The organism is Cysteiniphilum sp. QT6929 (genome assembly GCF_030035755.1).
Taxonomy (GTDB): domain Bacteria; phylum Pseudomonadota; class Gammaproteobacteria; order Francisellales; family Francisellaceae; genus Caedibacter; species Caedibacter litoralis.
Map to the genome: position 1 here is coordinate 1,985,653 of NZ_CP103983.1, position 21,242 is coordinate 2,006,894.

At 38.1% G+C, this 21,242-nt stretch carries 19 protein-coding genes; 12 read left to right on the forward strand and 7 right to left on the reverse strand.

Annotation, left to right across the window (positions count from 1 at the left end):
• Positions 1 to 214 precede the first annotated feature (214 nt).
• From cyoA to NYP54_RS08650, 7 genes are all read left to right on the forward strand, one after another.
• A complete protein-coding gene (gene cyoA, locus NYP54_RS08620; protein ID WP_349293384.1) occupies positions 215 to 1,081 on the forward strand; it encodes a ubiquinol oxidase subunit II in 867 nt (288 codons plus the stop codon).
• A 23-nt stretch (positions 1,082 to 1,104) separates the two neighbouring features.
• Positions 1,105 to 3,135, forward strand: a complete 2,031-nt coding sequence (gene cyoB / locus NYP54_RS08625) for a cytochrome o ubiquinol oxidase subunit I (protein WP_283156164.1) — start codon at positions 1,105 to 1,107, stop codon at positions 3,133 to 3,135.
• On the forward strand, positions 3,132 to 3,737 hold the full coding sequence (gene cyoC / locus NYP54_RS08630) for a cytochrome o ubiquinol oxidase subunit III (RefSeq protein WP_283156165.1): 606 nt from the start codon (positions 3,132 to 3,134) through the stop codon (positions 3,735 to 3,737). Before cyoB ends, cyoC begins: the two co-directional genes overlap by 4 nt.
• Position 3,738: 1 nt before the next feature.
• A complete protein-coding gene (cyoD, locus tag NYP54_RS08635) occupies positions 3,739 to 4,077 on the forward strand; it encodes a cytochrome o ubiquinol oxidase subunit IV (protein ID WP_117002295.1) in 339 nt (112 codons plus the stop codon).
• Positions 4,035 to 4,919 carry a heme o synthase gene (cyoE, locus tag NYP54_RS08640; protein ID WP_283156166.1) on the forward strand — a complete coding sequence of 295 codons (885 nt, stop codon included), beginning with the start codon at positions 4,035 to 4,037 and terminating at the stop codon, positions 4,917 to 4,919. Before cyoD ends, cyoE begins: the two co-directional genes overlap by 43 nt.
• Before the next feature lie 426 nt (positions 4,920 to 5,345).
• The gene (locus NYP54_RS08645) at positions 5,346 to 6,971 is read left to right on the forward strand and encodes a trypsin-like serine protease (RefSeq protein ID WP_283156167.1); all 1,626 of its coding nucleotides are present in this window, start codon (positions 5,346 to 5,348) and stop codon (positions 6,969 to 6,971) included.
• Positions 6,972 to 7,098: 127 nt separating this feature from the next.
• Positions 7,099 to 8,967, forward strand: coding sequence for a sodium:proton antiporter (locus NYP54_RS08650; RefSeq protein ID WP_283156168.1), 1,869 nt, complete (start codon positions 7,099 to 7,101; stop codon positions 8,965 to 8,967).
• A 156-nt stretch (positions 8,968 to 9,123) separates the two neighbouring features.
• Here the strand turns inward: NYP54_RS08650 and NYP54_RS08655 are convergent, their stop codons facing one another.
• Genes NYP54_RS08655 through NYP54_RS08665 form a run of 3 tightly spaced genes read right to left on the reverse strand, consistent with a single transcriptional unit; the run spans position 9,124 to position 12,185 of the window.
• Positions 9,124 to 10,254 carry a hypothetical protein gene (locus NYP54_RS08655; protein ID WP_283156169.1) on the reverse strand — a complete coding sequence of 377 codons (1,131 nt, stop codon included), beginning with the start codon at positions 10,252 to 10,254 and terminating at the stop codon, positions 9,124 to 9,126.
• On the reverse strand, positions 10,235 to 11,488 hold the full coding sequence (locus NYP54_RS08660; RefSeq protein WP_117002290.1) for a HAMP domain-containing sensor histidine kinase: 1,254 nt from the start codon (positions 11,486 to 11,488) through the stop codon (positions 10,235 to 10,237). Before NYP54_RS08660 ends, NYP54_RS08655 begins: the two co-directional genes overlap by 20 nt.
• Before the next feature lie 4 nt (positions 11,489 to 11,492).
• Complete coding sequence (locus tag NYP54_RS08665) at positions 11,493 to 12,185, reverse strand: response regulator transcription factor (RefSeq protein WP_283156170.1); 693 nt, start codon at positions 12,183 to 12,185, stop codon at positions 11,493 to 11,495.
• A 155-nt stretch (positions 12,186 to 12,340) separates the two neighbouring features.
• Here NYP54_RS08665 and NYP54_RS08670 point away from each other — a divergent pair, with 155 nt between their 5' ends.
• Together NYP54_RS08670 and NYP54_RS08675 are read left to right on the forward strand one after the other, a co-directional pair.
• Entirely contained in the window at positions 12,341 to 13,291 is a 951-nt protein-coding gene (locus NYP54_RS08670) for an SPFH domain-containing protein (RefSeq protein WP_283156171.1), read from the forward strand.
• A 20-nt stretch (positions 13,292 to 13,311) separates the two neighbouring features.
• Complete coding sequence (locus tag NYP54_RS08675) at positions 13,312 to 13,740, forward strand: NfeD family protein (protein WP_283156172.1); 429 nt, start codon at positions 13,312 to 13,314, stop codon at positions 13,738 to 13,740.
• A 2-nt stretch (positions 13,741 to 13,742) separates the two neighbouring features.
• Here NYP54_RS08675 and NYP54_RS08680 read toward each other — a convergent pair whose 3' ends face one another.
• A complete protein-coding gene (locus NYP54_RS08680; protein ID WP_283156173.1) occupies positions 13,743 to 14,636 on the reverse strand; it encodes a cation diffusion facilitator family transporter in 894 nt (297 codons plus the stop codon).
• A 235-nt stretch (positions 14,637 to 14,871) separates the two neighbouring features.
• On the opposite strand from NYP54_RS08680, the gene NYP54_RS08685 reads away from it, so the two are divergent.
• The 3 genes from NYP54_RS08685 (at position 14,872) to NYP54_RS08695 (ending at position 16,930) form a co-directional block, all read left to right on the forward strand.
• A complete protein-coding gene (locus NYP54_RS08685; RefSeq protein WP_283156174.1) occupies positions 14,872 to 15,024 on the forward strand; it encodes a hypothetical protein in 153 nt (50 codons plus the stop codon).
• A 17-nt stretch (positions 15,025 to 15,041) separates the two neighbouring features.
• Positions 15,042 to 16,460 (forward strand): glutamate--tRNA ligase, encoded by a 1,419-nt coding sequence (gene gltX / locus NYP54_RS08690; protein ID WP_283156175.1) that lies wholly within the window; start codon positions 15,042 to 15,044, stop codon positions 16,458 to 16,460.
• 260 nt (positions 16,461 to 16,720) lie between these two features.
• Positions 16,721 to 16,930, forward strand: a complete 210-nt coding sequence (locus NYP54_RS08695) for a hypothetical protein (protein WP_157968230.1) — start codon at positions 16,721 to 16,723, stop codon at positions 16,928 to 16,930.
• Positions 16,931 to 16,980: 50 nt separating this feature from the next.
• On the opposite strand, the gene NYP54_RS08700 is transcribed toward NYP54_RS08695, so the two are convergent.
• The 3 genes from NYP54_RS08700 to NYP54_RS08710 all read right to left on the reverse strand — a co-directional run bounded on the left by NYP54_RS08700 (position 16,981) and on the right by NYP54_RS08710 (position 21,181).
• On the reverse strand, positions 16,981 to 17,628 hold the full coding sequence (locus NYP54_RS08700; RefSeq protein ID WP_283156176.1) for an outer membrane beta-barrel protein: 648 nt from the start codon (positions 17,626 to 17,628) through the stop codon (positions 16,981 to 16,983).
• Positions 17,629 to 18,217: 589 nt separating this feature from the next.
• Positions 18,218 to 20,110 carry an SGNH/GDSL hydrolase family protein gene (locus NYP54_RS08705; protein WP_283156177.1) on the reverse strand — a complete coding sequence of 631 codons (1,893 nt, stop codon included), beginning with the start codon at positions 20,108 to 20,110 and terminating at the stop codon, positions 18,218 to 18,220.
• A 27-nt stretch (positions 20,111 to 20,137) separates the two neighbouring features.
• The gene (locus NYP54_RS08710) at positions 20,138 to 21,181 is read right to left on the reverse strand and encodes a hypothetical protein (RefSeq protein WP_283156178.1); all 1,044 of its coding nucleotides are present in this window, start codon (positions 21,179 to 21,181) and stop codon (positions 20,138 to 20,140) included.
• Positions 21,182 to 21,242 lie beyond the last annotated feature (61 nt).

Consider the following 21,242-nt stretch of genomic DNA (forward strand, 5'->3'; position numbering starts at 1 on the left):
AGTTTTAATTAGGAAAAAAATAGTTATACTATGCGCTAAGTTATTTTCCAATAACTTAGCTAGATATAAAGGAACTAAGGAAATCGATATGATCAAGTACTTGTACTTTTTTGTATCCACACTAAAAAGGATGGTTAAGCCATTGTCTTTGTCAAGTGTTGGAGGCAGAAAATTAAAGCGCAAAAAGCCTTTAGCTAAGCCGTTTGTTGCATTGATGGTATTATTGCCAGCAATGTTGCTTGGGGGGTGCTCCTCAGGTGTGCTGGATCCGCAAGGACCTATCGCGCATCACGAGCTTAGGCTATTGATATTTGCTATTTTGTTAATGTTAATCGTGGTAATACCAGTGATTTTCTTGACGTTTTGGTTTGCATGGCGCTATCGCGACTCTGCAACCAAGTCAAAATATCGTCCAGATTGGTCACACAGCACAGCACTTGAAATCGTCTGGTGGGCGATTCCGTGTGTGATTATTTTGATTTTAGGTATTGTAACTTGGGTGACAACGCATTCACTTAACCCGTACAAACCACTAAAATCTGATAAAGCACCTGTTGAAATTGAGGTCGTGGCATTAGATTGGAAATGGATGTTTATTTATCCGCAATATGATATCGCAACGGTTAATAAAATCGTTATCCCTGTTGGGCGTCCGATTAATTTTAGAATTACATCAGCAGCACCTATGAACTCGTTCTTTATTCCGCAACTAGGTGGGCAAATTTATGCGATGACTGGCATGATCACTAAGCTTCATTTGTTGGCAACTAATCCAGGTGAGTATCGTGGCTTCTCAGCTAACTACACTGGTGAAGGCTTTGCGCATATGCAGTTTTTTGCAGATGCTACCTCTGAAGCTGATTTTAATAAGTGGGTCATTGAAGTGAAAACGGCTAAGAAAGATCTGACGTGGGATTATTTCTGGGATCATTTGGTAAAACAATCCATTAATAATCCAGTGACCTATTATGGTCAAGTCGATAAGAATTTGTTTAATGACATTGTTATGTACTACATGATGCCAAACTATAAACCAGGCATGATGGGACATATGCATCATATGTCAGAAATGAGCCACTAAGTGTGAATAAATAGGGAACGAATATGTTAGAAGCATTGATTGGAAGACTGAGCGATCCGCATACGGTCTTCCCGTATTTGTGGGAACCCGTAAGCCAGCAGTTAATCATTCTTGGAATGTTTATATTTATTGTTGTTGGTGGGTTGTTGTTGGTAGGTGGTGTGACCTACTTTAAAAAGTGGGGCTACTTGTGGCGTGAATGGTTCACAACAGTAGACCATAAAAAAATTGGTATTATGTATATCATCGTGGCGATGGTGATGTTATTTCGCGGGTTTGTCGATGCGGCAATGATGCGTACACAACAAGCGCTATCATCAGGCGATCATACAGGCTATTTGATTCCACAGCATTTTGATCAGATCTTTACCGCACATGGTGTGATTATGATTTTCTTTGTGGCAATGCCTATTGTTTTTGGTTTGCTCAACGTTGCTGTACCATTACAAATTGGTGCGCGCGATGTGGCATTCCCATACCTTAATGCCTTGAGTTTTTGGCTTTTTGTGGTTGGCGTGATCTTAGTAAACATGTCACTATTAATCGGTGATTTTGCGCATACTGGTTGGTTGGCTTATCCCCCTTATTCGGAGACTGCTTTTAGCCCCGGGGTCGGGGTCGATTACTGGATATGGGCGCTGCAGATATCTGGTATAGGTTCACTGTTAACAGGCGTTAACTTCTTTGTCACCATTATTAAAATGCGTTGCAAGGGTATGACATTAATGAAAATGCCAGTCTTTACATGGACTGCATTGTGTACGGTGATTCTTGTTATTGCTGCTTTCCCAGTATTAACAGTAACTTTAGCATTGTTAACCTTTGATCGTTACTTAGATATGCACTTCTTTACCACGAGTGGTGGTGGCGATCAGATGATGTATATTAATTTGATCTGGATTTGGGGGCACCCTGAAGTTTATATTTTGATTTTACCGATGTTTGGGGTTTTCTCAGAAATTACATCAGTATTCTCAAAGAAAAAACTTTTTGGTTATGCAACAATGGTTGGAGCAACGATAGCCATTACAGTCTTGGCATTCTCGGTATGGTTGCATCACTTCTTCACGATGGGGGCAGGCGCCAATGTTAACGCCTTCTTTGGGATTATGACGATGATTATTGCGATTCCAACGGGGGTTAAAATTTTCAACTGGTTGTTTACCATGTTCCGTGGACGCATTACCTTTACGTCACCAATGTACTGGTTAATGGGCTTTTTAGTAACATTTACTATTGGTGGTATGACCGGTGTGTTATTGTCTGTTCCAGGCGTTGATTTCCAAATGCACAACAGTGTGTTCTTGATCGCACATTTCCATAATGTGATTATTGGTGGCGTGGTATTTGGTGCCTTTGCTGGCTTGACTTATTGGTTCCCTAAAATGTTTGGCTTTAAGCTTAACGAGCGCTTGGGTAAATGGGCATTCTGGTTCTGGATTGTTGGCTTCTTTGTCGCCTTTATGCCGCTTTATTATTTAGGTGCGATTGGTATGACTCGCCGTTTATATCACTATGATGCAGCAACTGGCTTCCAACCATGGTTGATCGTGGCGTGGGTTGGTTCGATGCTTATCGCAATAGGAATACTTTTGCAAGTGATTCAAGTGATTGTCAGTATTAAAAACCGTCATAAAAATCGTGATTTAACGGGTGATGCATGGGGTGGACATACGCTTGAGTGGGCAATTGCTTCTCCTGCACCTTTTTATAACTTTGCGCATGATCCTGTGGTTGATTCATTGGATGCCTTTTGGGAGCAGAAGAAAAAAGGCTTAAATATCGAGAATCGCCCAATTGCTGAGAAGCGTCCATATGAAGATATTCATATGCCAAGAAACACAGGTGTTGCCTTTATTATTGGTGCATTTAGCTTGGTTTTTGGTTTTGCTATGGTTTGGCATATCTGGTGGCTAGCTGGCGTTGGATTGTTAGGTATTCTGGCTTCTGTAATTTCACGTTCGTTTAATTACGATATTGATTACTATGTGAAAGCCAAAGAAGTTGAAGAAACTGAAGGTGAAATTGAAAAAATGAAGAAGGTGGGCGTATGAGTACTACAGCAGTAGAAAACCATCACGGTGAACATCACCACCACTATGATGGTTCCAAAAGCGTATTTGGTTTTTGGATTTATATTATGAGTGACTGCGTATTATTTGCGACTTTGTTTGCAGTATATGCGGTATTTCACACCCATACATTTGGTGGTCCTAGTGCCAAAGAGCTATTTAGCTTACCATTTGTATTTATTGAAACCATGCTCTTATTGATCAGTAGCTTTACCTTTGGCTTGGCAATGCTATCGCGCAACTCAGGTAACATTAAAGTGATTACGGGTTGGTTATGGGTGACATTCCTATTTGGTCTAGGCTTTATCATTATGGAAGTCTATGAATTCCATCACTTATATATGGAAGGTCATACTTGGGCGACAAGTGCATTTTTATCGTCGTTCTTCACCTTAGTTGGAACACATGGCTTGCACGTAAGCATTGGTTTAATCTGGATTGTGAGTATGATTTTTCAAATCCGTAAGCATGGTATCACGCCAATGAGCAAAACAAAGCTAACCTACTTAGGTTTGTTCTGGCACTTTTTGGATATCGTGTGGATTTTTGTATTCTCAGTTGTCTACTTAATGGGAGCAATCTAATATGGCAGGCGAACATTTATACGATCACGAAACGGGTGCGGCATATGGCACGCACAAAACTTATATCACTGGGTTTGTGTTATCGATCATTATTACCGTTATCGCATTTAGCTTAGTTGGGTTTAAAGTCTTCTCTCCAGTTGGGCTGTATATCTCGGTAGCGATTTTGGCACTTATCCAATTGTATGTGCAGTTAGTATTCTTTTTGCACTTAAGTACAGACTCAAAAGCACGCTGGAATATGATTAGCTTCATATTTGCAGTGATTGTTGTATTAATTCTAGTTATCGGTACGTTATGGATTATGTTCAATCTTTACAGCATGATGATGGTCATGTAACGTTAATGAAACTCATTAAACTTATCAAGCCGGGAATTATTTTCGGTAATATCGTTACCTTGTGCGGTGGCTTTTTTGTTGCGGTACAAGGTAATTTTTCTTGGGTCGTTTTTTTAAGTGCGCTCATTGGTATGGCATTTGTTATTGCTTGTGGCTGTGTTTTGAATAACTATATCGATCGCGATATTGATCAGCTCATGAAGCGTACACAAAAGCGACCATCTGCTTGTGGTTTAGTATCGTTACGTTTTGCTGTAAGTTATTCATTTATCTTAGGCATTGTTGGTTTTGTCGCATTGTATCTAGGAACAAATAACCTAACGGTAATTATTGCCGCCATTGGCTTATTTGCCTATGTCGTGGCTTATACATTATGGTTTAAGAGAAGCTCAATTTTTGGCACAGTGGTTGGTGCTATTTCTGGTGCTGTTCCGCCAGTGATTGGCTATACCGCAGTGACCAATCGATTTGATGCAGTCGCATTGACGCTATTTATTATTTTAGTCTGCTGGCAAATGCCACACTTCTTTGCGATTGCAATTTATCGCAAAGATGATTATGCTGCAGCGAATATCCCTGTCTTACCGCTTAAGCGCAGTATGCTATACACCCAAGTTAATGCGCTTATTTTTGTTGTGTTATATGTTATTGCGACATTAATGTTAGCAGTGATTGCACATGTCCATTTATTGTATTTGGCAGTAGCATTTATCTTAGGGATTGCTTGGATTGCATTGAGTATTAAAGGATTTAAGGCTGAAGATAAAGCCCATTGGGCGCGCAAGATGTTTATATTCTCTATTGTCAGTATTACCTTGTTGAGTATTTTTATGGCAGTGTAGGGGCAATTGATGAATTACCCTTACGGGTATTGTCTCCATATATCGCAGATAAACCATGAACTTTACACTCTTTCGGCTGATTCAATTTTGCTAATAATCCTGGTTGTTTCCTGCAATTCTATCACCTAGAAGCCTACATTGTAGAGATCATGGTATGGGGGAGGTCACTTCGTTCTTGAACAGCTTTCTAGCTCTCAGTGAAAGTTTTATCATTTAAATATGGTTATTAATTTTATATACATACTATCTACATATTGTTTTGTTAGTATCTACGCTTGTATAGTTTTTGGGGGTGTCTCACGGGGCGAGTAAATGTAGCGATGTTGTTATGCGTCATATTAAAACAAATAACTGGTTCTGAAATTTCCTTAAATCTATCGATTGTCAGTTCAATTAAAGGTTAATATGCCAAAATGGAGTGAAAGAATGAAAAAATTATCTTTACTATCGTGTGCCTTATCTTTTCCTGTACTATCTTTTGCATTAACAGGTACGGGTGTTAAAAAGGTAGAAGAAAATACTAAAGCATGGGCAGTTGAAGTATATACAATACTTCCTAGTACACGCTTAGGAACTTGTAGTGGGAGTTTTATTAGCAAACATGCCATATTAACTGCTAGTCATTGCCTTAGGAGTGATAATCACCCTGATCAAGTCATAAGTGACTATTACATCTATTATCCCAATAGTGATAGTCCAGGAGCATATTTTAGGATAATGACATCTTATGCCGATCCTACTCAAAGTTATGATTTATCCTCTAAATGGAGTAACTATTCTACTGAAAAAACTGATGATGTTGGGATAATATTTATCCCAACAGAAGATCAGCTTAAAAATTTGATTAATTATAACCCGTATACTGTTCAATACGTTTCTGATGATCCGTTGTTATTTGGTCAAAGTGCATTAGATAAATTCTTATTAAGATTGTCAAAGCAGGAGAGTATTGGGTTGTCTTCATACTTTTATGATACGAATCTATCACAAGGTGACAATACTATGCAGCTTGGTCATTCTTCAAGTGATTCGTCGTCAGCACAAGGCTTATGGCAGGTGATTAATCCTGTAGTGTATGCGTCTCCAAATAGCGTAGAGGTTTCACAGGTTAATGGCTCAAGCCAACCTGGAGATTCTGGTTCTGCTTTGTTAATTGGTAAAGATTATGACAAACTTTCAGCTGTAACTCACTCATCAGGAGATTTTGCACGTATCTCGAATAAATTAAGTTGGATTAAATATGAATTAATGAAAAGATTTCCTACTCAGAATGATGCGCAACAATTTGTGGATGATTCTGCTGCCACTTATGCATTACCGGGGACAATGAAACTAATAAGTTTTTATAATACTATCGATAAAAAAACATATTTATTATACGGTCCTTATTATATAAGTATTGATTTTAATAATAAGACTGTATCAGATGTTGGCTACACTCATGATTTATTTAAAGGTATTTTAGATAAAATGATTACTCATATATACCAAGGGGAAAATTATTTATTAATTCATACTACAGATCCAAAATCAAATAAACCTGTAAATTACATCTATAATGAAAAAACACACGAGATTACTTCATCTTTAATAGACTATCCAGATATAGTGACAAACAGCAATGATGAACGCCCGCAATACAATCATAGTGATGTAACTTTTAGTTATCCTTTAGGTAGCATTTACGTGTCTGTAGATATGACTGACTCTTGCAATAATTCATCAATAAATGTCTCAGATTATACCTATGATGGAAATAACTTTTCTATTAAAAGTAACCAAGATTATGTTTTGAATTTGGCACTAAAATCGTTCTTGGGTTCACACACTACTAATTGTGCCATCATATATGATCAAATGGTTAATTTTGGCAATGAGAATTATGTATACTATATACAATCAAATGGCAGATATACTAAGATAGATCTTAGAAATGCCAGTATTGAAAGTGATGGTCAAACTCTAAGCTCATTATTTAAGGGATTTACTTTCCCTAATAAAGAAGAAGTTGGAGATATATATAATCTGTACTCGTTCTTTAATCAAAAATAGATACTCACGGACTAGCACGTGGGTATCTATAGCTATTCGATAATCAAAGACGGTGAAAAAGTACTTTCGCTTATCAAGTTGTTTGCTACAATTATCCGGAATTAAATCAACAAGGAAGACGACCTACGTGGAAGTTAGTAACTTTTTTGCCTCAACAACCTATATCCCTATTGTGTTAATGGTTATTTTATTGTTGGGCTTTGCTTGTCAATGGTTAGCGTGGCGTCTGCGTCTGCCGGCAATTTTATTTTTATTGATTGTTGGGATTTTATTGGGACCTGTGAGTCAACTAGTTTTAGGTGATCATTACCAGTTTTTGCGTCCGACACTTGTTTTTAAGGATATGCTATACCCGATTGTTTCAATTTGTGTGGCAATTATTCTTTTTGAAGGCTGTATGAGTTTGAAGTTCAGAGAAATCAAAGGCTTGGGTGGAACAGTAAGAAATATCGTGACGATTGGACTTTTGATTACCGCGATTTTAACGACTTTTTTAGTGCACTACCTCTTTGATATTTCATGGAAAGTCGCAGCCCTTATTGGTGCGATATCTTCGGTCAGTGGTCCTACGGTTGTTGTGCCGATTTTGCGTAGCGTGCGCCCAACAGAAAAGCTTGCCAATATCATCCGTTGGGAAGGCATGTTGGTTGATCCGATCGGTGCGCTGTTAGCGGTAATTGTTTTTACCGCGATTACTGCTTCACAATACAATGCCTTTTGGCATATCACCGTGCATATTTTATTAGTATTCCTCGTTGGTGGTATAGGTGGCTTGGTTGCTGGGTTTCTTTTGGGTACTGTGCTTAAAAAACAATGGGTGTCAAGCTATTTAAATAATATGTTTGTGCTGTCATTTGTGATTACCAGCTTTGTGATTGCTGAGCATATTGTTGAAGGCGGCGGGCTTTTGATTGTCACTATTATGGGGATTATCGTCGGTAACATGCCTAATGCCCATATTGAGGAAATTCTTGATTTTAAAGAATCCTTAAGCCTTATCTTAATATCAAGTTTATTTATCATTTTAGGTGCGAATGTTAGTTTTGAGTACTTAGAAGCCGTATGGTGGAAAGCCATTGTGTTGGTGCTGATATTGCAATTTATTGTCAGACCAATTGCTGCGGGCTTCTCAACTTTAGGCAGTGAGCTTAATTGGCGTGAACGTATAATGGTGGGGTGGATCGCACCTCGCGGGATTGTTGCCGCTGCCGTGGCTGCATTATTCTCAATCAAGGTCATTGAAAATTTGGGCTTGCCACAAGAGGGTGAGCTACTCGTTCTTATTGTCTTTATGATTATCTTGGGTACGGTAATTATCCAGAGTCTCACGTCGCCATTTTTGGCAAAAATATTACATGCATCGGCACCCGAGCCACGCGGTTTTTTAGTCATTGGTGGTAATACTTTAGCTCGAAGCATTGCTAAGGAGCTTCATAATAACGATGTCCATGTCGTACTTGCTGATACTAGTTGGCGTAGTGTTCAGGCGTGTCGTTTGCAAGGCTTGACCTGTTATTATGGCAGCTCCGTATCAGAGCATGCTGATTGGCATTTGAATCTGGTGGGCATTGGGCGCATGCTTGGTTGCTCTTCCAGTGAGCAGATGAATACTTTGGCAGCAGTCAAATACTATCGTGAGTTTGAAGGGCGAGCGTCTGTATTTGTCTTGCCAACAGCGCAAAACAAAGCAAATTCTAAGCTCACGTATCTTACTAAAAAATATGCCAAGCGCTTGTTTAGTAAAGATCTGTCTTACCAAACATTAAGAAGTATTATCAAACAAGGCGGACAAGTTAAAACGACAACCATTAGTAATGAGTTTAATTGGGAGCAGTTTTTATCCCTCAACCAGCAGGCAATTCCATTATTTTATATCAATAAAAAATCACAAATTCACGTAGTTTCTCCTGATAGCCAATACACGCCTGAAGCAGGTTGGCGCGTCGTTTACCTGATGCCACCTGAGAATTGGGTGGCTGAGAGCGATGAAGAATAGTAATCAAACAAACTAAGTTAAGTTTAAATTACCCCTCACTCGCACAATTGAGCTGTACGAGCAATCCCGCGAGGAGAGAGGTAACAAACCTATCCATTGCCAGAGGAGTGCTAAGCTTGCGAAGCGGAGCAAGTGTGTAGCTTGAGTATATGCGTCCTAAAATACTGCATTTAAGATCTGTAGAATCGTCCACACCATCACACCGGTGAGGACATAAAAGACGCTAAAGGCAAACACTTGACTGCGCTTGAACTCATTGAGTAATTTATCGATACAAATGCCAATAATAAAAGCATAGGCAAGAAAGCCAATGGCTTGATCAGTAATAAATAATGAGCTAAAAAATAAATTAATACTGATATTGCTACTTAAATACAGCATGGTGAGCAAACTAATAGAACTAACACAAAAGATCACAATAAGTAAGATGGCAAGCTGAGTTTTGAGCCTCTTGATACTGGCAATATAGCAAATAATCGCTGCTAGTAAGAGGTTAATTGGGGCTGTTTTTAAAAACAGACTAGGTGTTAAGTAATCGCTATAATGTACAAGTGCCTGAAATTTGATTTTATCTAAATAAATAGAGACTACCGTGATAATAATCGCAATTGCAGTGGTTTTGAAAAAAACACGCGAGTGACGCATAAGATAAAAGATATTAATAAATAAATGATCGGTATAGCTATGATATGCTACTTTTTTTTGAATATTTAAGCTGCAAAATAATAAGGAAGTAGCACTGATAATAATAAAAATAGTGCAAACCAATAGAAAGTAAGGATTATCAACGGTTTGATGGTAGCTATAGGTGGCATTAAAAAAAGCCGTCAGAATAGCCGTTTTAATTGCGTAGCTGATTGAGATGACAAAAAAACGATATTTAGCAGGGGTTATTGCCCATAAATTTAAGATGATCAGCACAAAGATAATATTTGTTAAGGACATCGATACGACAGAGAACAAAAGACTCATAAAGTTGAAGTGATAATAAAGTATAAGTATTGAGATAAATTGTACTGCAAGGCAAATCATAAGTAGCCGCCTATGGTTAAAGCTGCGTGAGAAGATGTTTAAAAAAGGCAGCAAGAAAAAGCCCAGTGAAAACAAACTCACCAGTAAAAAGTGATAGGTGGATGTGTACAGGCGGCTATTGTAATAAACATCGTGCAAAGCAACTTTTTGAATGATAAAAGCAGAGTATAAGGTAAAAGCAATACCTGAAAAAATTAAGCAGCAAAGCAGCAATAATGCATTAAGCTGCCATGTTTTAGATAACAATCTGAACATTAAGCCCTCCATTTGTAGCATTACTGACCTTCAGTTTTCCTTGGTGAATATCGATAATTTCTTTGGTAATAGCAAGTCCCAAGCCATTGCCTTTTTTCTTGGAGGAGCCTGTATAAAAAGGGGTGAATATATTGTGGATTTCATTTTCTGGAATGCCTGGCCCATTATCTGAAATATCAATAATCAGTGAAGGCTTGGATGATTCTTTTAAACGTGTTTGTAAAGTGATCATCACTTCGGTGCCATGTTTAAGCCCATTATTAATGATATTGTTAATAGCGCGCTTGAACGCTGGACGCTTAAGATCAAGCTCTAAATCATCATCCATTTGATTGATAAGACGTACATTTTTATTATTTTCGATGTATTCAGCAATAAGCTCATCAAAAAAATCACAAACATTGGTCTGTTCAAACTGAATACCACTTAGCCAGTTTTCTTTGGAGAAAAGGACAAGATCATCAAGCATATGATTGATTTCGTGAATATCACGTTGATCCTTGATTGATAGCTCACTTTGATCTTGCAAGCGACGTCCTTGAATGCGTGCTAAAGGTGTTCTGATATCATGACAGGTCATTGCAAGAAGCTTGTTTTGATAGGTTAATACATGATTGATACGATCTTGCATAAAGTTAAAGGTATCGGCAGTTTCCTTAGCAAAAATCCCGTGTTGCATTTGAATTGGTGTGGCTTCAAGACGAAGTCCCATATCTTGAGCGAAGCGTTGGAACTCAAAGAAAGGAATACTCCATTTAATTTGAATTAAAAATAACAAAATAAATAAAAACAACACGCTGACAACAACGCCAAAGACAATGCTAACGGGGGTGTTAAGTTGGAATTTTGAGTAATAAACGACATTAAGCCACGTCCCGTTGCTATTTAAGAAACTCTCACATTTATTAATTGGTTTTTCAACTTTATTTAAAAGCTGTGAAATGCCTAACTGAGTACATGATGGAAAGGTTGAATAAAAAGCAAAGCGATCATGAATATAGTTGTCCTCATTAGTTTCGATGTTAGCTAGATCAAATAAGCTTAAGGTTGATATGCCATTTTGTTTTGTCGGGTCGTAGTTTTTAATCTCAGCTGAGCGTTGAAAGTTGATGCCGGAATAAACATAGTAACTTGAGGTAATAAATTGCAAGAAGATTAAGAAAAATGCACAACTTATGCCGATATGAAAAGCCTTTTTTTGACTGCGAATGACTTTGCGAAGGTTGATATTCATATCTTTAGTCTTTTAAATCAAATAAATAACCAGCACCTTTAACTGTCTGGATATAGCTGGTGCCATCTTGAGGGTTGTTATCAAGCATTTTACGTAGCCGACTAATGCGAATATCAATCGTGCGATCAAACTCTTCAAAGGGACGCTTCAAAAGCGCTTCAAAGGTTTGCTCGCGCGAGACGGTTTCACCCTTGTGTTGATATAGGTATTCGAAAAGCTCATAAACAGCCGGTGTAAACTTGATTTCTTCGCCATTAGGATAGGTCAATGTACGCTTATTAGGGGAAATCACCCAGTCGTTTGTTTCAATTGCGCCATGGGTGCTATTGCTGGTATTGCCGCGACGGCGCAAAACTGTTTTAACACGCACAAGCACCTCACGTGGATTAAAGGGTTTACTAATATAATCATCCGCACCGACTTCAAGTCCTAAAATGCGATCAAATGCTTCTCCAGCTGCCGATAAGAAGATCACGGGGACGCTCGATTTTTTTCTTAGTTCACGACAGACCTCAAGACCATCGATTTTAGGCATCATCACATCAAGGATCACCAAGGAAAAATCACGTTTTTGAAAATCCTCTAAAAAGGTTAGACCATCCTCAAATACAGCAGTATCAAAGTGGTTTTGTTGAAGGTAGCTAGCAAGTCCTTCGCGAATGTCTCGTTCATCATCAATAATTGCAATAGTATCCATAAGCAAGCGTATATATCGTACATGATTGTGATCTTCAGTGTAGATGTTTTTTTTGAGTTGTAAAACAAATCAGATTGATTTACTGGAAATGCTTGGAAAGTTAAGCGAAACTAACTACACTTTGGTGCGTAAGTTAGCTTTACAGGAGTAGTAACATGGCACTTCACGCATTGATTCCTATCGTGATTATTGTTTTAGCAATTGTGTTTGTTTTTGCCTCCGTCAAGGTGGTGCCACAAGCATCAGAGTTTGTGGTTGAGCGCTTTGGGCGTTACTATAAAACTTTGCATCCGGGGTTAAATATCATTTTCCCGCTAATCGATCGCGTGCGTAGTCGCGTGAGTTTAAAAGAGACCGTGCTCAATGTCAGAAAGCAGGAAGTTATCAGTCGCGATAACGCCAGTGTCCAAGTCGATGGCGTTGCCTTTTTCCAAGTACTTGATGCAAAGAAGGTCACTTATGTGATCAATGATTTACCCCTAGCATTAGAAAACTTAATCATGACGAATATCCGTACGGTTTTAGGTGGGATTGATTTGGATGAAATGCTGTCGAATCGTGACTTTATGAATGCTAAACTATTGTCAGTGCTAGATGAGGCGACGGATCCATGGGGTGTTAAAATCGTTCGTGTCGAGATTAAAGATATCACACCACCTCGCGATTTATTAGACGCAATGGCGCAGCAGATGAAAGCAGAGCGTGAGAAGCGTGCTGAGATCTTGCGTGCTGAAGGGGTGCGTCAAGCGGCTATATTAAAGGCCGAAGGGGAAAAACAATCTGAGATTCTTGCAGCAGAAGCACAAAAAATGAAACAAGCGTTAGAAGCCGAAGGTTACAAAGAAGCTCAATTTCGTGAAGCTGAAGCGCGTGAGCGGACAGCGCAAGCCGAGGCAGTTGCCACTGAAACCGTTTCTAATGCCATCGCCAAAGGAGATATTCAAGCGATTCAATACTTTGTGGCATTAAAGTATATTGAAGCAGTGGGCGCGATTGCGTCATCGGATAACAGTAAAACAATTATGATGCCATTAGAGGCATCTAATATCATAGGTTCTGTTGGCGGGATCAGTGAGTTGTTAAAGTCGATGCAGGTTAAAGCATGACAAATTAAGGTGGATAGAATATGTTGTATTGGCATTGGTGGGTTTTAATGGGGATTTTGCTGATTATTGAAATTTTTACTTTAACGATGTTTTTCTTGTTTTTTGCGATATCAGCCTTGCTGCTAGGGGTAATTATGTGGTTTTATCCTGAGTTGCCGATCAATTGGCAATTGCTGTTAGCAGGTGTCTTTGCCTTAGGCTCAATGCTGTTGGGGTATTTTTCTCTGAAAAAGCGTAAGCAAAGAAATAATGTGCAACTTGATGTCAATGATCGTTTGGGGCGTTACATTAGTAAGGTTGTTGTGATCACAAAAGAAAGTCACTCAGGCGTTGCCAAAGCAAAGATTGGTGACACTGAATGGCGTGTTCTGGTCGAGGATGCCAAGGTGGGTGATGAAGTTGAGATTTTAGATATTCAATCAACAAGCTTTATTGCAAGAAAGGTATAAGATTAGATGCTTAGGTAAACGTAAACGACATTTTCTTTATGATTGTCCTTGTAGTGTTTTAGTAAGGTTGCTTTTAAATTACGCAACTCTTGCGTTGGTAAAGTTTGCGGAAGCTTTAAATGCACATCAACAAATAAAAAACGTCCAGATTGGGTGACGATACTGTTTTGAATGCTTAAGCCTTGATTAGAGCAAATTAGGTTGGCTGCCTGGGTGATTTTCTCACGCAACTCAGGTGCAACCGATGCATCTAATAAGTTAAGCCCCGCTTCTTTAATCAGTTTTAATGGTTTGATCGTGATCACAAACCCCATGATAATAGCAATAATTGGGTCGATATAGATGGCAATATGTGGCAAGCCAAAAAATACTAATATCAGGGCAATAGCAAGGGAGATATCAACAGAGGCACTGAGTAAGGCATCTGCTTTCCACAGCTCTGCATCAGCATGCAAAATTTTTGAGCCTGTTTTGCGCGCAGCATTGCGAACATAAAAATACATTATGCTGCAAGTAAGCGTGCCAGTGATAGAAGCGATAAAGGCAAATAAATAGTTAGGTGTGACGGCATGCGTCATAAGGTTAACAATTGCCATAATGATAACGCTTGCGGCAACGATTAGAATAAATCCAGCTTGTAAAAGGACAAATACAGGCTCTAAGCGATGATAACCATAGGGGTAACGCTTATTAGCAGGTTGATTAATTTTCTTGATAACATAGAGTGAAGCGGCATAGATCAATAGTGTAATGACTGAATAGCCGACGTCTAGTAGTACAGTTAAGGACTGTGCGAAATAGACAATGACTAGGCTAAAAAGCACGTAAACAATGGAAAGAATAAAATTAACTTTGAGGGTTTTAGCCTCAATTATTTGTGAAGTTTGAGTACTCATGATTCTACCTTAAGCGTGATCATATTGGTTTTATATTTGCAATTCAATTTATAGATGGAGAAGCTGAAAGTTACAGCAAAAAAAGCGCTAAGGATTTTTGAGCAAATAAATAATACGTGAGAATGAATAACTATTGTTGATATGGCAATTGTAGATGAAAGACATATGAAGGTGGCGTAGTGTTATGCCAAAAATTGCTTAAAAGTGGCTCATTGTAGCAGCTCCTTGCTAAAAGATGAAAGCAAAAATGCAAATCTTAGCAATAACATCATGGTTTATTCGCACGGTGTTTTCCAGTACACTAGTCAGCGTTTTTCAATATACCGTTCGTAAAATGATTGGTGAGTGGTGTAAGTACTATTTTTTGATTAAAGAGACAATAAATTAAGGTAAATAGGTAAGTACGTGACTAAAAGAGTAAAAACGCGTTTTGCCCCGAGTCCTACGGGGTATTTGCATGTTGGTGGCGCAAGAACTGCACTTTTTTCGTGGGTTTATGCGCGTAAAAATAACGGTGAATTTGTATTGCGTGTGGAGGATACTGATCTTGAGCGTTCAACACCAGAAGCTGTACAGGCAATTTTAGATGGCATGGATTGGCTAGGGCTACATGCCGATAGTGCGCCATACTATCAAACTGAGCATTTTGATCGCTATCAAGAGGTTATTGATCAGCTGTTAGCAGAAGGCAAAGCCTATCGCTGCTATTGCTCGCGCGAGCGTTTGGATCAGTTAAGAGAAACGCAAATGGCAAATAAACAAAAGCCACGCTATGATGGACATTGTCGCCACCTTGATGTCAGTGAAGAAGATATTTCAAAGCCTCATGTCATTCGTTTTAAGAATCCAGAAGAAGGTGCGGTGAGCTGGGTTGATGCGGTGAAAGGCGAAATCACAATTGCCAATAGTGAGTTGGATGATTTGATTATCAAGCGCTCAGATGGTGCGCCGACATATAACTTTTGTGTGGTTGTCGATGATAGCGATATGCAAATCACCCATGTGGTGCGCGGTGATGATCATGTTAATAATACACCACGACAGATCAATTTATATCACGCCTTAAATGCTGAAGTGCCTGTGTTTGCGCATGTCCCAATGATTTTAGGTGATGATGGCAAAAAGCTCTCTAAACGCCATGGTGCGGTGAGTGTGATGCAATACAAAGAAGAGGGCTATTTACCGCAAGCGCTGATTAATTATCTTATTCGCTTAGGATGGTCGCATGGTGATCAAGAAGTCTTTAGTATGGATGAGATTTTGGAATATTTTGAGCTAGATGATATCAATGCCTCAGCGTCAGCATTTAATACCGAAAAATTAAACTGGCTTAATCAGCACTATATGCGTCATTTGCCAACACAAGAGGTTGCAAAAGAGCTTGTTTATCACTTTCAAGCTCAAGGCTTAGATGTCAATAACGGACCTGCGTTTGATGCGCTCATTCCGGTGATGGCAGAAAAAGTAAAAACATTAAAAGAACTCACAGAGCAATCTACTTATTTTTATCGTGAATTTGAGGGGTTTGATGACAAAGCGGCTCATAAGCATTTAGTCAAAGATGCAGCCAGTGTGCTGCTGCATGTCAGAAATAAAGCTGAGGAACTAAATGATGAGAGTTGGCAGGATGAATTTGCATTGCATCATTTATTAAAGGACACAGCGAGTGAGTTAAATCTTGGCATGGGGAAAGTTGGCATGCCAGTACGTGTTGCTGTCACCGGTTCCGGGCAGTCACCGGATATTGGTTTAACCTTGAAGTGGCTTGGTAAAGAGCGTGTTATTTCACGCTTACAAAAAGCGATCGATTTCATTGGTGAATAAAATCTAAAAAGCATATACCCATCGTGAATCATTTTGCGGTGTTTAATGTTGAGGAAGTTTTTGATAATTTTGGGTGATTCGGTTGCAGCTAATAGCTAGGACTCTTAGCAAGAGCCAATCACCTAAAAGTGCGAGAAATTCAATAGCAGAAATACTGTAAGATGGTGTGCGATGGGTATGGTGTGTATATAACACACTGGACACACCTAACAATCCGCGGCATACTAAGTGCTCAAAAATGGTTGGCGGGAATGTATTGTATGCAAGTTAAAAGATTAGATAAGGTCTCTATCTATGCACTTTTTATTGGAATAATTGCTATCGTTTTTGCCATGACTTTGGCGTATTACTTCCCACTATTGAAGCAATCAAATCTTGCGATTTTGCTTGGTGAGGTCACGATAGTTATTCCATGGCTTGTGTTTATCATCTGCTTATTATTGTCACTTTTTCAGGGTTCAAAGCATTAGACTATGCCATTATAGAAATGCGATTAGAAAGAATTGTGTGAAACTTAATTTTAGGCAGATAGTGTGTAAGATGCTCCGATCGAGATAGTGCTTAATCCACCTTTTAAAGAGGTATTTTGCAGATTGACAAGCGCATCAGACTTCAACCAGTTGTATTGATATTGTGCAAAAAGATTGAACTGAGCTATTTTATATCCGACTCCGGCAGCAACAACAGGATCAAAATGGCTAGAGCTAATATCACTGCTAACATCTGATAATTTGCCAGAAATGCGATTGTATGCATAGCCAACCTTACCAAAAACATTTAATCCTGATACTCCAGGGACATAAAGCTTACTGGTAATAAATAAAGGGATGCTTAATAAGCTTAACTTTAGATTTCCTGTGTTTGTACTATCAGAGACTTGAGAGAACTGATGAGCGTAATCAGCACCCCATTCAGCACCAACACTAATAATTGGATTAATCGCATAATCAAAACCAGTAAAAAAACCGCCAGAAATTCCCCCATCTTTAGTGGAATTATTGCTATTTTTCAATAAGTTTTTGAAATCTCCAGAAGGAAGGCTGTATCCTAGCTTAACACCAGCTAATAGACCGGTTTGAGCTTGTGCTTGCATTTGTGCATTACCGCTAGCAATCAATAATGAAGTTGCCAGTATTGCCATGAGTGATTGTTTAGATATGGTTATCATATTTTTCCTTTTTATTATTTGGTTGATATTTATGTAGAATGGTGAGTTCTACGGGTTGAAAAATGAAAAGTTACAAAATTAAGAGACAATCGTAATTGTATTGGAGATGATCGTTTGTATAATGACATTATAATAATAGGCATTAACATTAGCATCACCAAAAACATGTAGATGATCGAATACGAATCTTGATATGGTTTATATATGACACTTTTATCTCCTGCTTTTTTCTTATAAAACCCCAATAAAATATATGCGCTAAGATGGTCAATAACTTAAGTCATTCGATAGTGTGATACTGAATCAAGTGTAACTCAGTAGCAGCAACCACAACATTTGCGCTACTGAGAAACAACTTCTTCCCCCTCTTTGGAAGACTTAGGAACATTAAGGTTCATATCTAGATGTTCAGATTATTATTCATGGCTATCTCTGGCTATATTGCATGCTATTTTATGTGTTTGGAGAGGAAATAAATTCACACCAAAAACATTTTTCTATAACAAAAATATCACGGAAAGCAATATGGTACTTTTGTCATAAGAAAAATAGTTTATGATGTGAAATAGTTTACAAACAAAATGCAGCTTTATATGTCACTGGTAAGGCTTAAAAAATCCACAGGTTCAAAGCTATCTTTATTCATTTCAATGCTTAAGATATTTTGATTAAACTGTGCTTTATAATTTTCAGCGTTATCATTAAGTGATATATAAGAGGTCTGACCTTGAGAGTTGTAAGCAGTTAATGTGCTATTACTTTTTACATAGAGTATATAGCGATCACGGTACCCATTTTCCCTATCTTGTGACTGTGGAGTTGTCGATGCATCATCCAGTAGATTAAGATGGTCATAGATATCGGCTTTTAGGTTTAAATTGAATGTTTGATTGTTACAGTTGGTGCCAGATAAGTAAGAATGCGCTATATTCTTAGGCTCAGCAGATTTTTCAAATACAATTGCTGAACAACTGCTTTCGTGGTTTGGCATAGGTAAATTATAGTTGGCATTCAAAAAAGAAATTACCTTTTTTGCAATGTACTTGTGCACTCGACTATTAGGATGGACATCATCCCAAAACATATTGGTGTCAATACACGCTCTATAGTCAAATAACTTGCTGACAGAGTGCAGCTCTTTAATATTATCTAATAACTGATGTGTGTTTGATGATGGATTAGCATCCTGAGGTATTGGAATACAAGCGTGCGAATAGTCATCAAATCGAGGTACATCGTTTGAATGATGCTCTAAAATATCAGTGAAATAATTGTTAATATCAATATAAGTTATCCTTGCTGCTTGATCAGATTGGCTGATTTTTTGTAATCCAGTGTTGTATTTATCGATAGCAGTTGATAGTTTTTGTTTGAGCTCATTATAATTTTGAGGTCGGTCATAAATATTAAATCTAGGCGTTTTAGTAATATCCGGTAACCCAACCAAAACAATATTTTTGACACTGCTTTGTTCTAAATTTTTTATTAATAGCTCGATCCCGCTTAAGGCTTTTTGAGTCACCTCATCATAGTTATATCGATTGTCAAAAACTTGAAATTTTTGTTGCGCTTTAAATGCTGCAAAGCTTATCGGGTTAAGCTGTGAGTGTCTGTATGCCATATATTGATCACTAATTTGATCATTTGGTCCAGCGGCTAGATAATCATTTGCACCGGATAGCACTACGGCAAGTGTATTTTGTTTTATATGATTGCTATCAAGCGTATTCTTTGCTTCTTGCTCGATCTTATATGCCCAAAATTGGTTTTGTAGGCTACCTGTGACAAATGGTTGTACGATATCGCCATCAGCAGTAAAGATAAATTTACCACGATATTTTCCATCTGCATTAGGGTCTGGATCAAAGGTCGATGGATTTAGCATCCAGTTGTTACCAATAAAGTCATTATAATCATTTCTTCCTAATCGTAGATTGTATGTAATCATGTCAAATTGTGCTTCAAAAAACTCAGGAAACAGGCGCATATATCTATAAGCAGTTGACCCGCCAACTGCATAATTTAAGACAAAGCCATGTCTATTCGTGTTTGCATAACTTAATATGCTAGCAATAGGCACTCCGAAACCAACCAATGTTTTTAACATAGAGCGTAAGATGATGTTAGTGCCGTTGGGCAATTTATCTATCAGCTGCTCTAGCATTTTTTCATCCAAATGACGATCGGGTGCTGTATGCGATAAATAACCCATGTGGTTAAAGTAATTAGCAAGATAATCAGCCCATGTCCCATAGTTATTGGTAAATCGACCGTAATAATAGTTATTATGCGGGGTATTTCCTATCGAAAGATGCAGTGTTCTGTTATGCAGATTACCATTATCTGACAGGCTGTCACCAAAAATAACAATTTGGTCAATTTTGTTAGAAGCGTTATGCATTGAGCTCGTATTAGCTAGCGATAAACCGCTAAGTAAAGTAGCAGTCAAGCAGATACTGATTTTTCTATAGTTTTTAAACATGCTAAGTGTTACCTAAGTTTTTGATTTTTATGATCCGTAAATGGTTTTAATATCAACTTTTGTTGGAGCGCCACCACGACTGAGATTGATATAGACATCTGTCGTGTCATATGGGATAGAAACACGGCTATAGGAAACATTGGCACAGGACATCGTTGATTTGGTTTCCACTAAACGACCATCAACCGAAACGGGAACATTATGACCAATACCACAGCCTTCTAGCCAGATATATTTTACAGGGTCAGGCTGAAGCGTTGCTTCACCATATGTAGGAACGGTATAATCAATGGTGTTTCCCCATCCAACATATTTTGTATAATAACCAATCGCCCATGCTGGTGAAGTTACCAAGGATGACCATGCACGACCAACACCAATAACAAGCCCAGCCCCGTCTTTATGTAGATGCACTTTAATATCTCTATTTTCATTGCTTGTACGAATGTAGTTAACTTTGACATTATCGACTTTCAGTAAAGTTAAATAATCTCCATAATAAGAATATTTAAGAGATATAGTGTTGCTTGATTTAAAGCATGCATCATTGCCACAATCTTTATTTGTTATGACAAACTCTGGAGAGGCACTATCGCCAGACTGGACTTTGAATTTTGTTACAGGTCCGATATCTCTATCATTAAAGTAAACGTGTACATTTGCCAATTGTGGGTAGTTGCTTGGGTTATCAACATATCTGTGAATAGCAGCATATACATTAAATGAAAGATTGACACTATTTCCTACTTTGGGATTCATACTGAAGGTATATTCTAGTTTCGCTTGAGTACCCCAATATCCTTCATCACCTATGTGAATATCTAAATATTGTGCAGTGGAATCTTTGCCATATAAAGCTTCAGCACCTTTGAAAATATATTGATCATCAGTACTATGCCACGACCCACCAATATTGTAAAAACTTTTCCAATGTTGCTCTTTATCAACTAGATTACCATTGTTATCTACACCTGTTGCTGGAATGGTTGGAAAATTCGGGTCTAATGAGGATGCATAGACAGTGCTTGATATTATTGAGCATAATAAAAGAGATTTAATTATATTTTTCATAATATTTATCCTTATATTTCTATATTTAAATTTAATTGATTGATTGAATTACGAGTTTTTA

Bases quoted from the DNA above. Each gene is read 5' to 3' on its own strand.
- NYP54_RS08655 (WP_283156169.1), bottom strand. From the start codon at position 10,254: ATGTTCAGATTGTTATCTAAAACATGGCAGCTTAATGCATTATTGCTG.
- NYP54_RS08675 (WP_283156172.1), top strand. From the start codon at position 13,312: ATGTTGTATTGGCATTGGTGGGTTTTAATGGGGATTTTGCTGATTATT.
- NYP54_RS08670 (WP_283156171.1), top strand. From the start codon at position 12,341: ATGGCACTTCACGCATTGATTCCTATCGTGATTATTGTTTTAGCAATT.
- cyoE (WP_283156166.1), top strand. From the start codon at position 4,035: ATGGATTATGTTCAATCTTTACAGCATGATGATGGTCATGTAACGTTA.
- NYP54_RS08700 (WP_283156176.1), bottom strand. From the start codon at position 17,628: ATGATAACCATATCTAAACAATCACTCATGGCAATACTGGCAACTTCA.
- cyoD (WP_117002295.1), top strand. From the start codon at position 3,739: ATGGCAGGCGAACATTTATACGATCACGAAACGGGTGCGGCATATGGC.
- cyoB (WP_283156164.1), top strand. From the start codon at position 1,105: ATGTTAGAAGCATTGATTGGAAGACTGAGCGATCCGCATACGGTCTTC.
- NYP54_RS08660 (WP_117002290.1), bottom strand. From the start codon at position 11,488: ATGAATATCAACCTTCGCAAAGTCATTCGCAGTCAAAAAAAGGCTTTT.
- NYP54_RS08665 (WP_283156170.1), bottom strand. From the start codon at position 12,185: ATGGATACTATTGCAATTATTGATGATGAACGAGACATTCGCGAAGGA.
- NYP54_RS08695 (WP_157968230.1), top strand. From the start codon at position 16,721: ATGCAAGTTAAAAGATTAGATAAGGTCTCTATCTATGCACTTTTTATT.
- NYP54_RS08645 (WP_283156167.1), top strand. From the start codon at position 5,346: ATGAAAAAATTATCTTTACTATCGTGTGCCTTATCTTTTCCTGTACTA.
- cyoA (WP_349293384.1), top strand. From the start codon at position 215: ATGGTATTATTGCCAGCAATGTTGCTTGGGGGGTGCTCCTCAGGTGTG.
- NYP54_RS08685 (WP_283156174.1), top strand. From the start codon at position 14,872: ATGAAAGCAAAAATGCAAATCTTAGCAATAACATCATGGTTTATTCGC.
- NYP54_RS08710 (WP_283156178.1), bottom strand. From the start codon at position 21,181: ATGAAAAATATAATTAAATCTCTTTTATTATGCTCAATAATATCAAGC.
- cyoC (WP_283156165.1), top strand. From the start codon at position 3,132: ATGAGTACTACAGCAGTAGAAAACCATCACGGTGAACATCACCACCAC.
- NYP54_RS08705 (WP_283156177.1), bottom strand. From the start codon at position 20,110: ATGTTTAAAAACTATAGAAAAATCAGTATCTGCTTGACTGCTACTTTA.
- NYP54_RS08680 (WP_283156173.1), bottom strand. From the start codon at position 14,636: ATGAGTACTCAAACTTCACAAATAATTGAGGCTAAAACCCTCAAAGTT.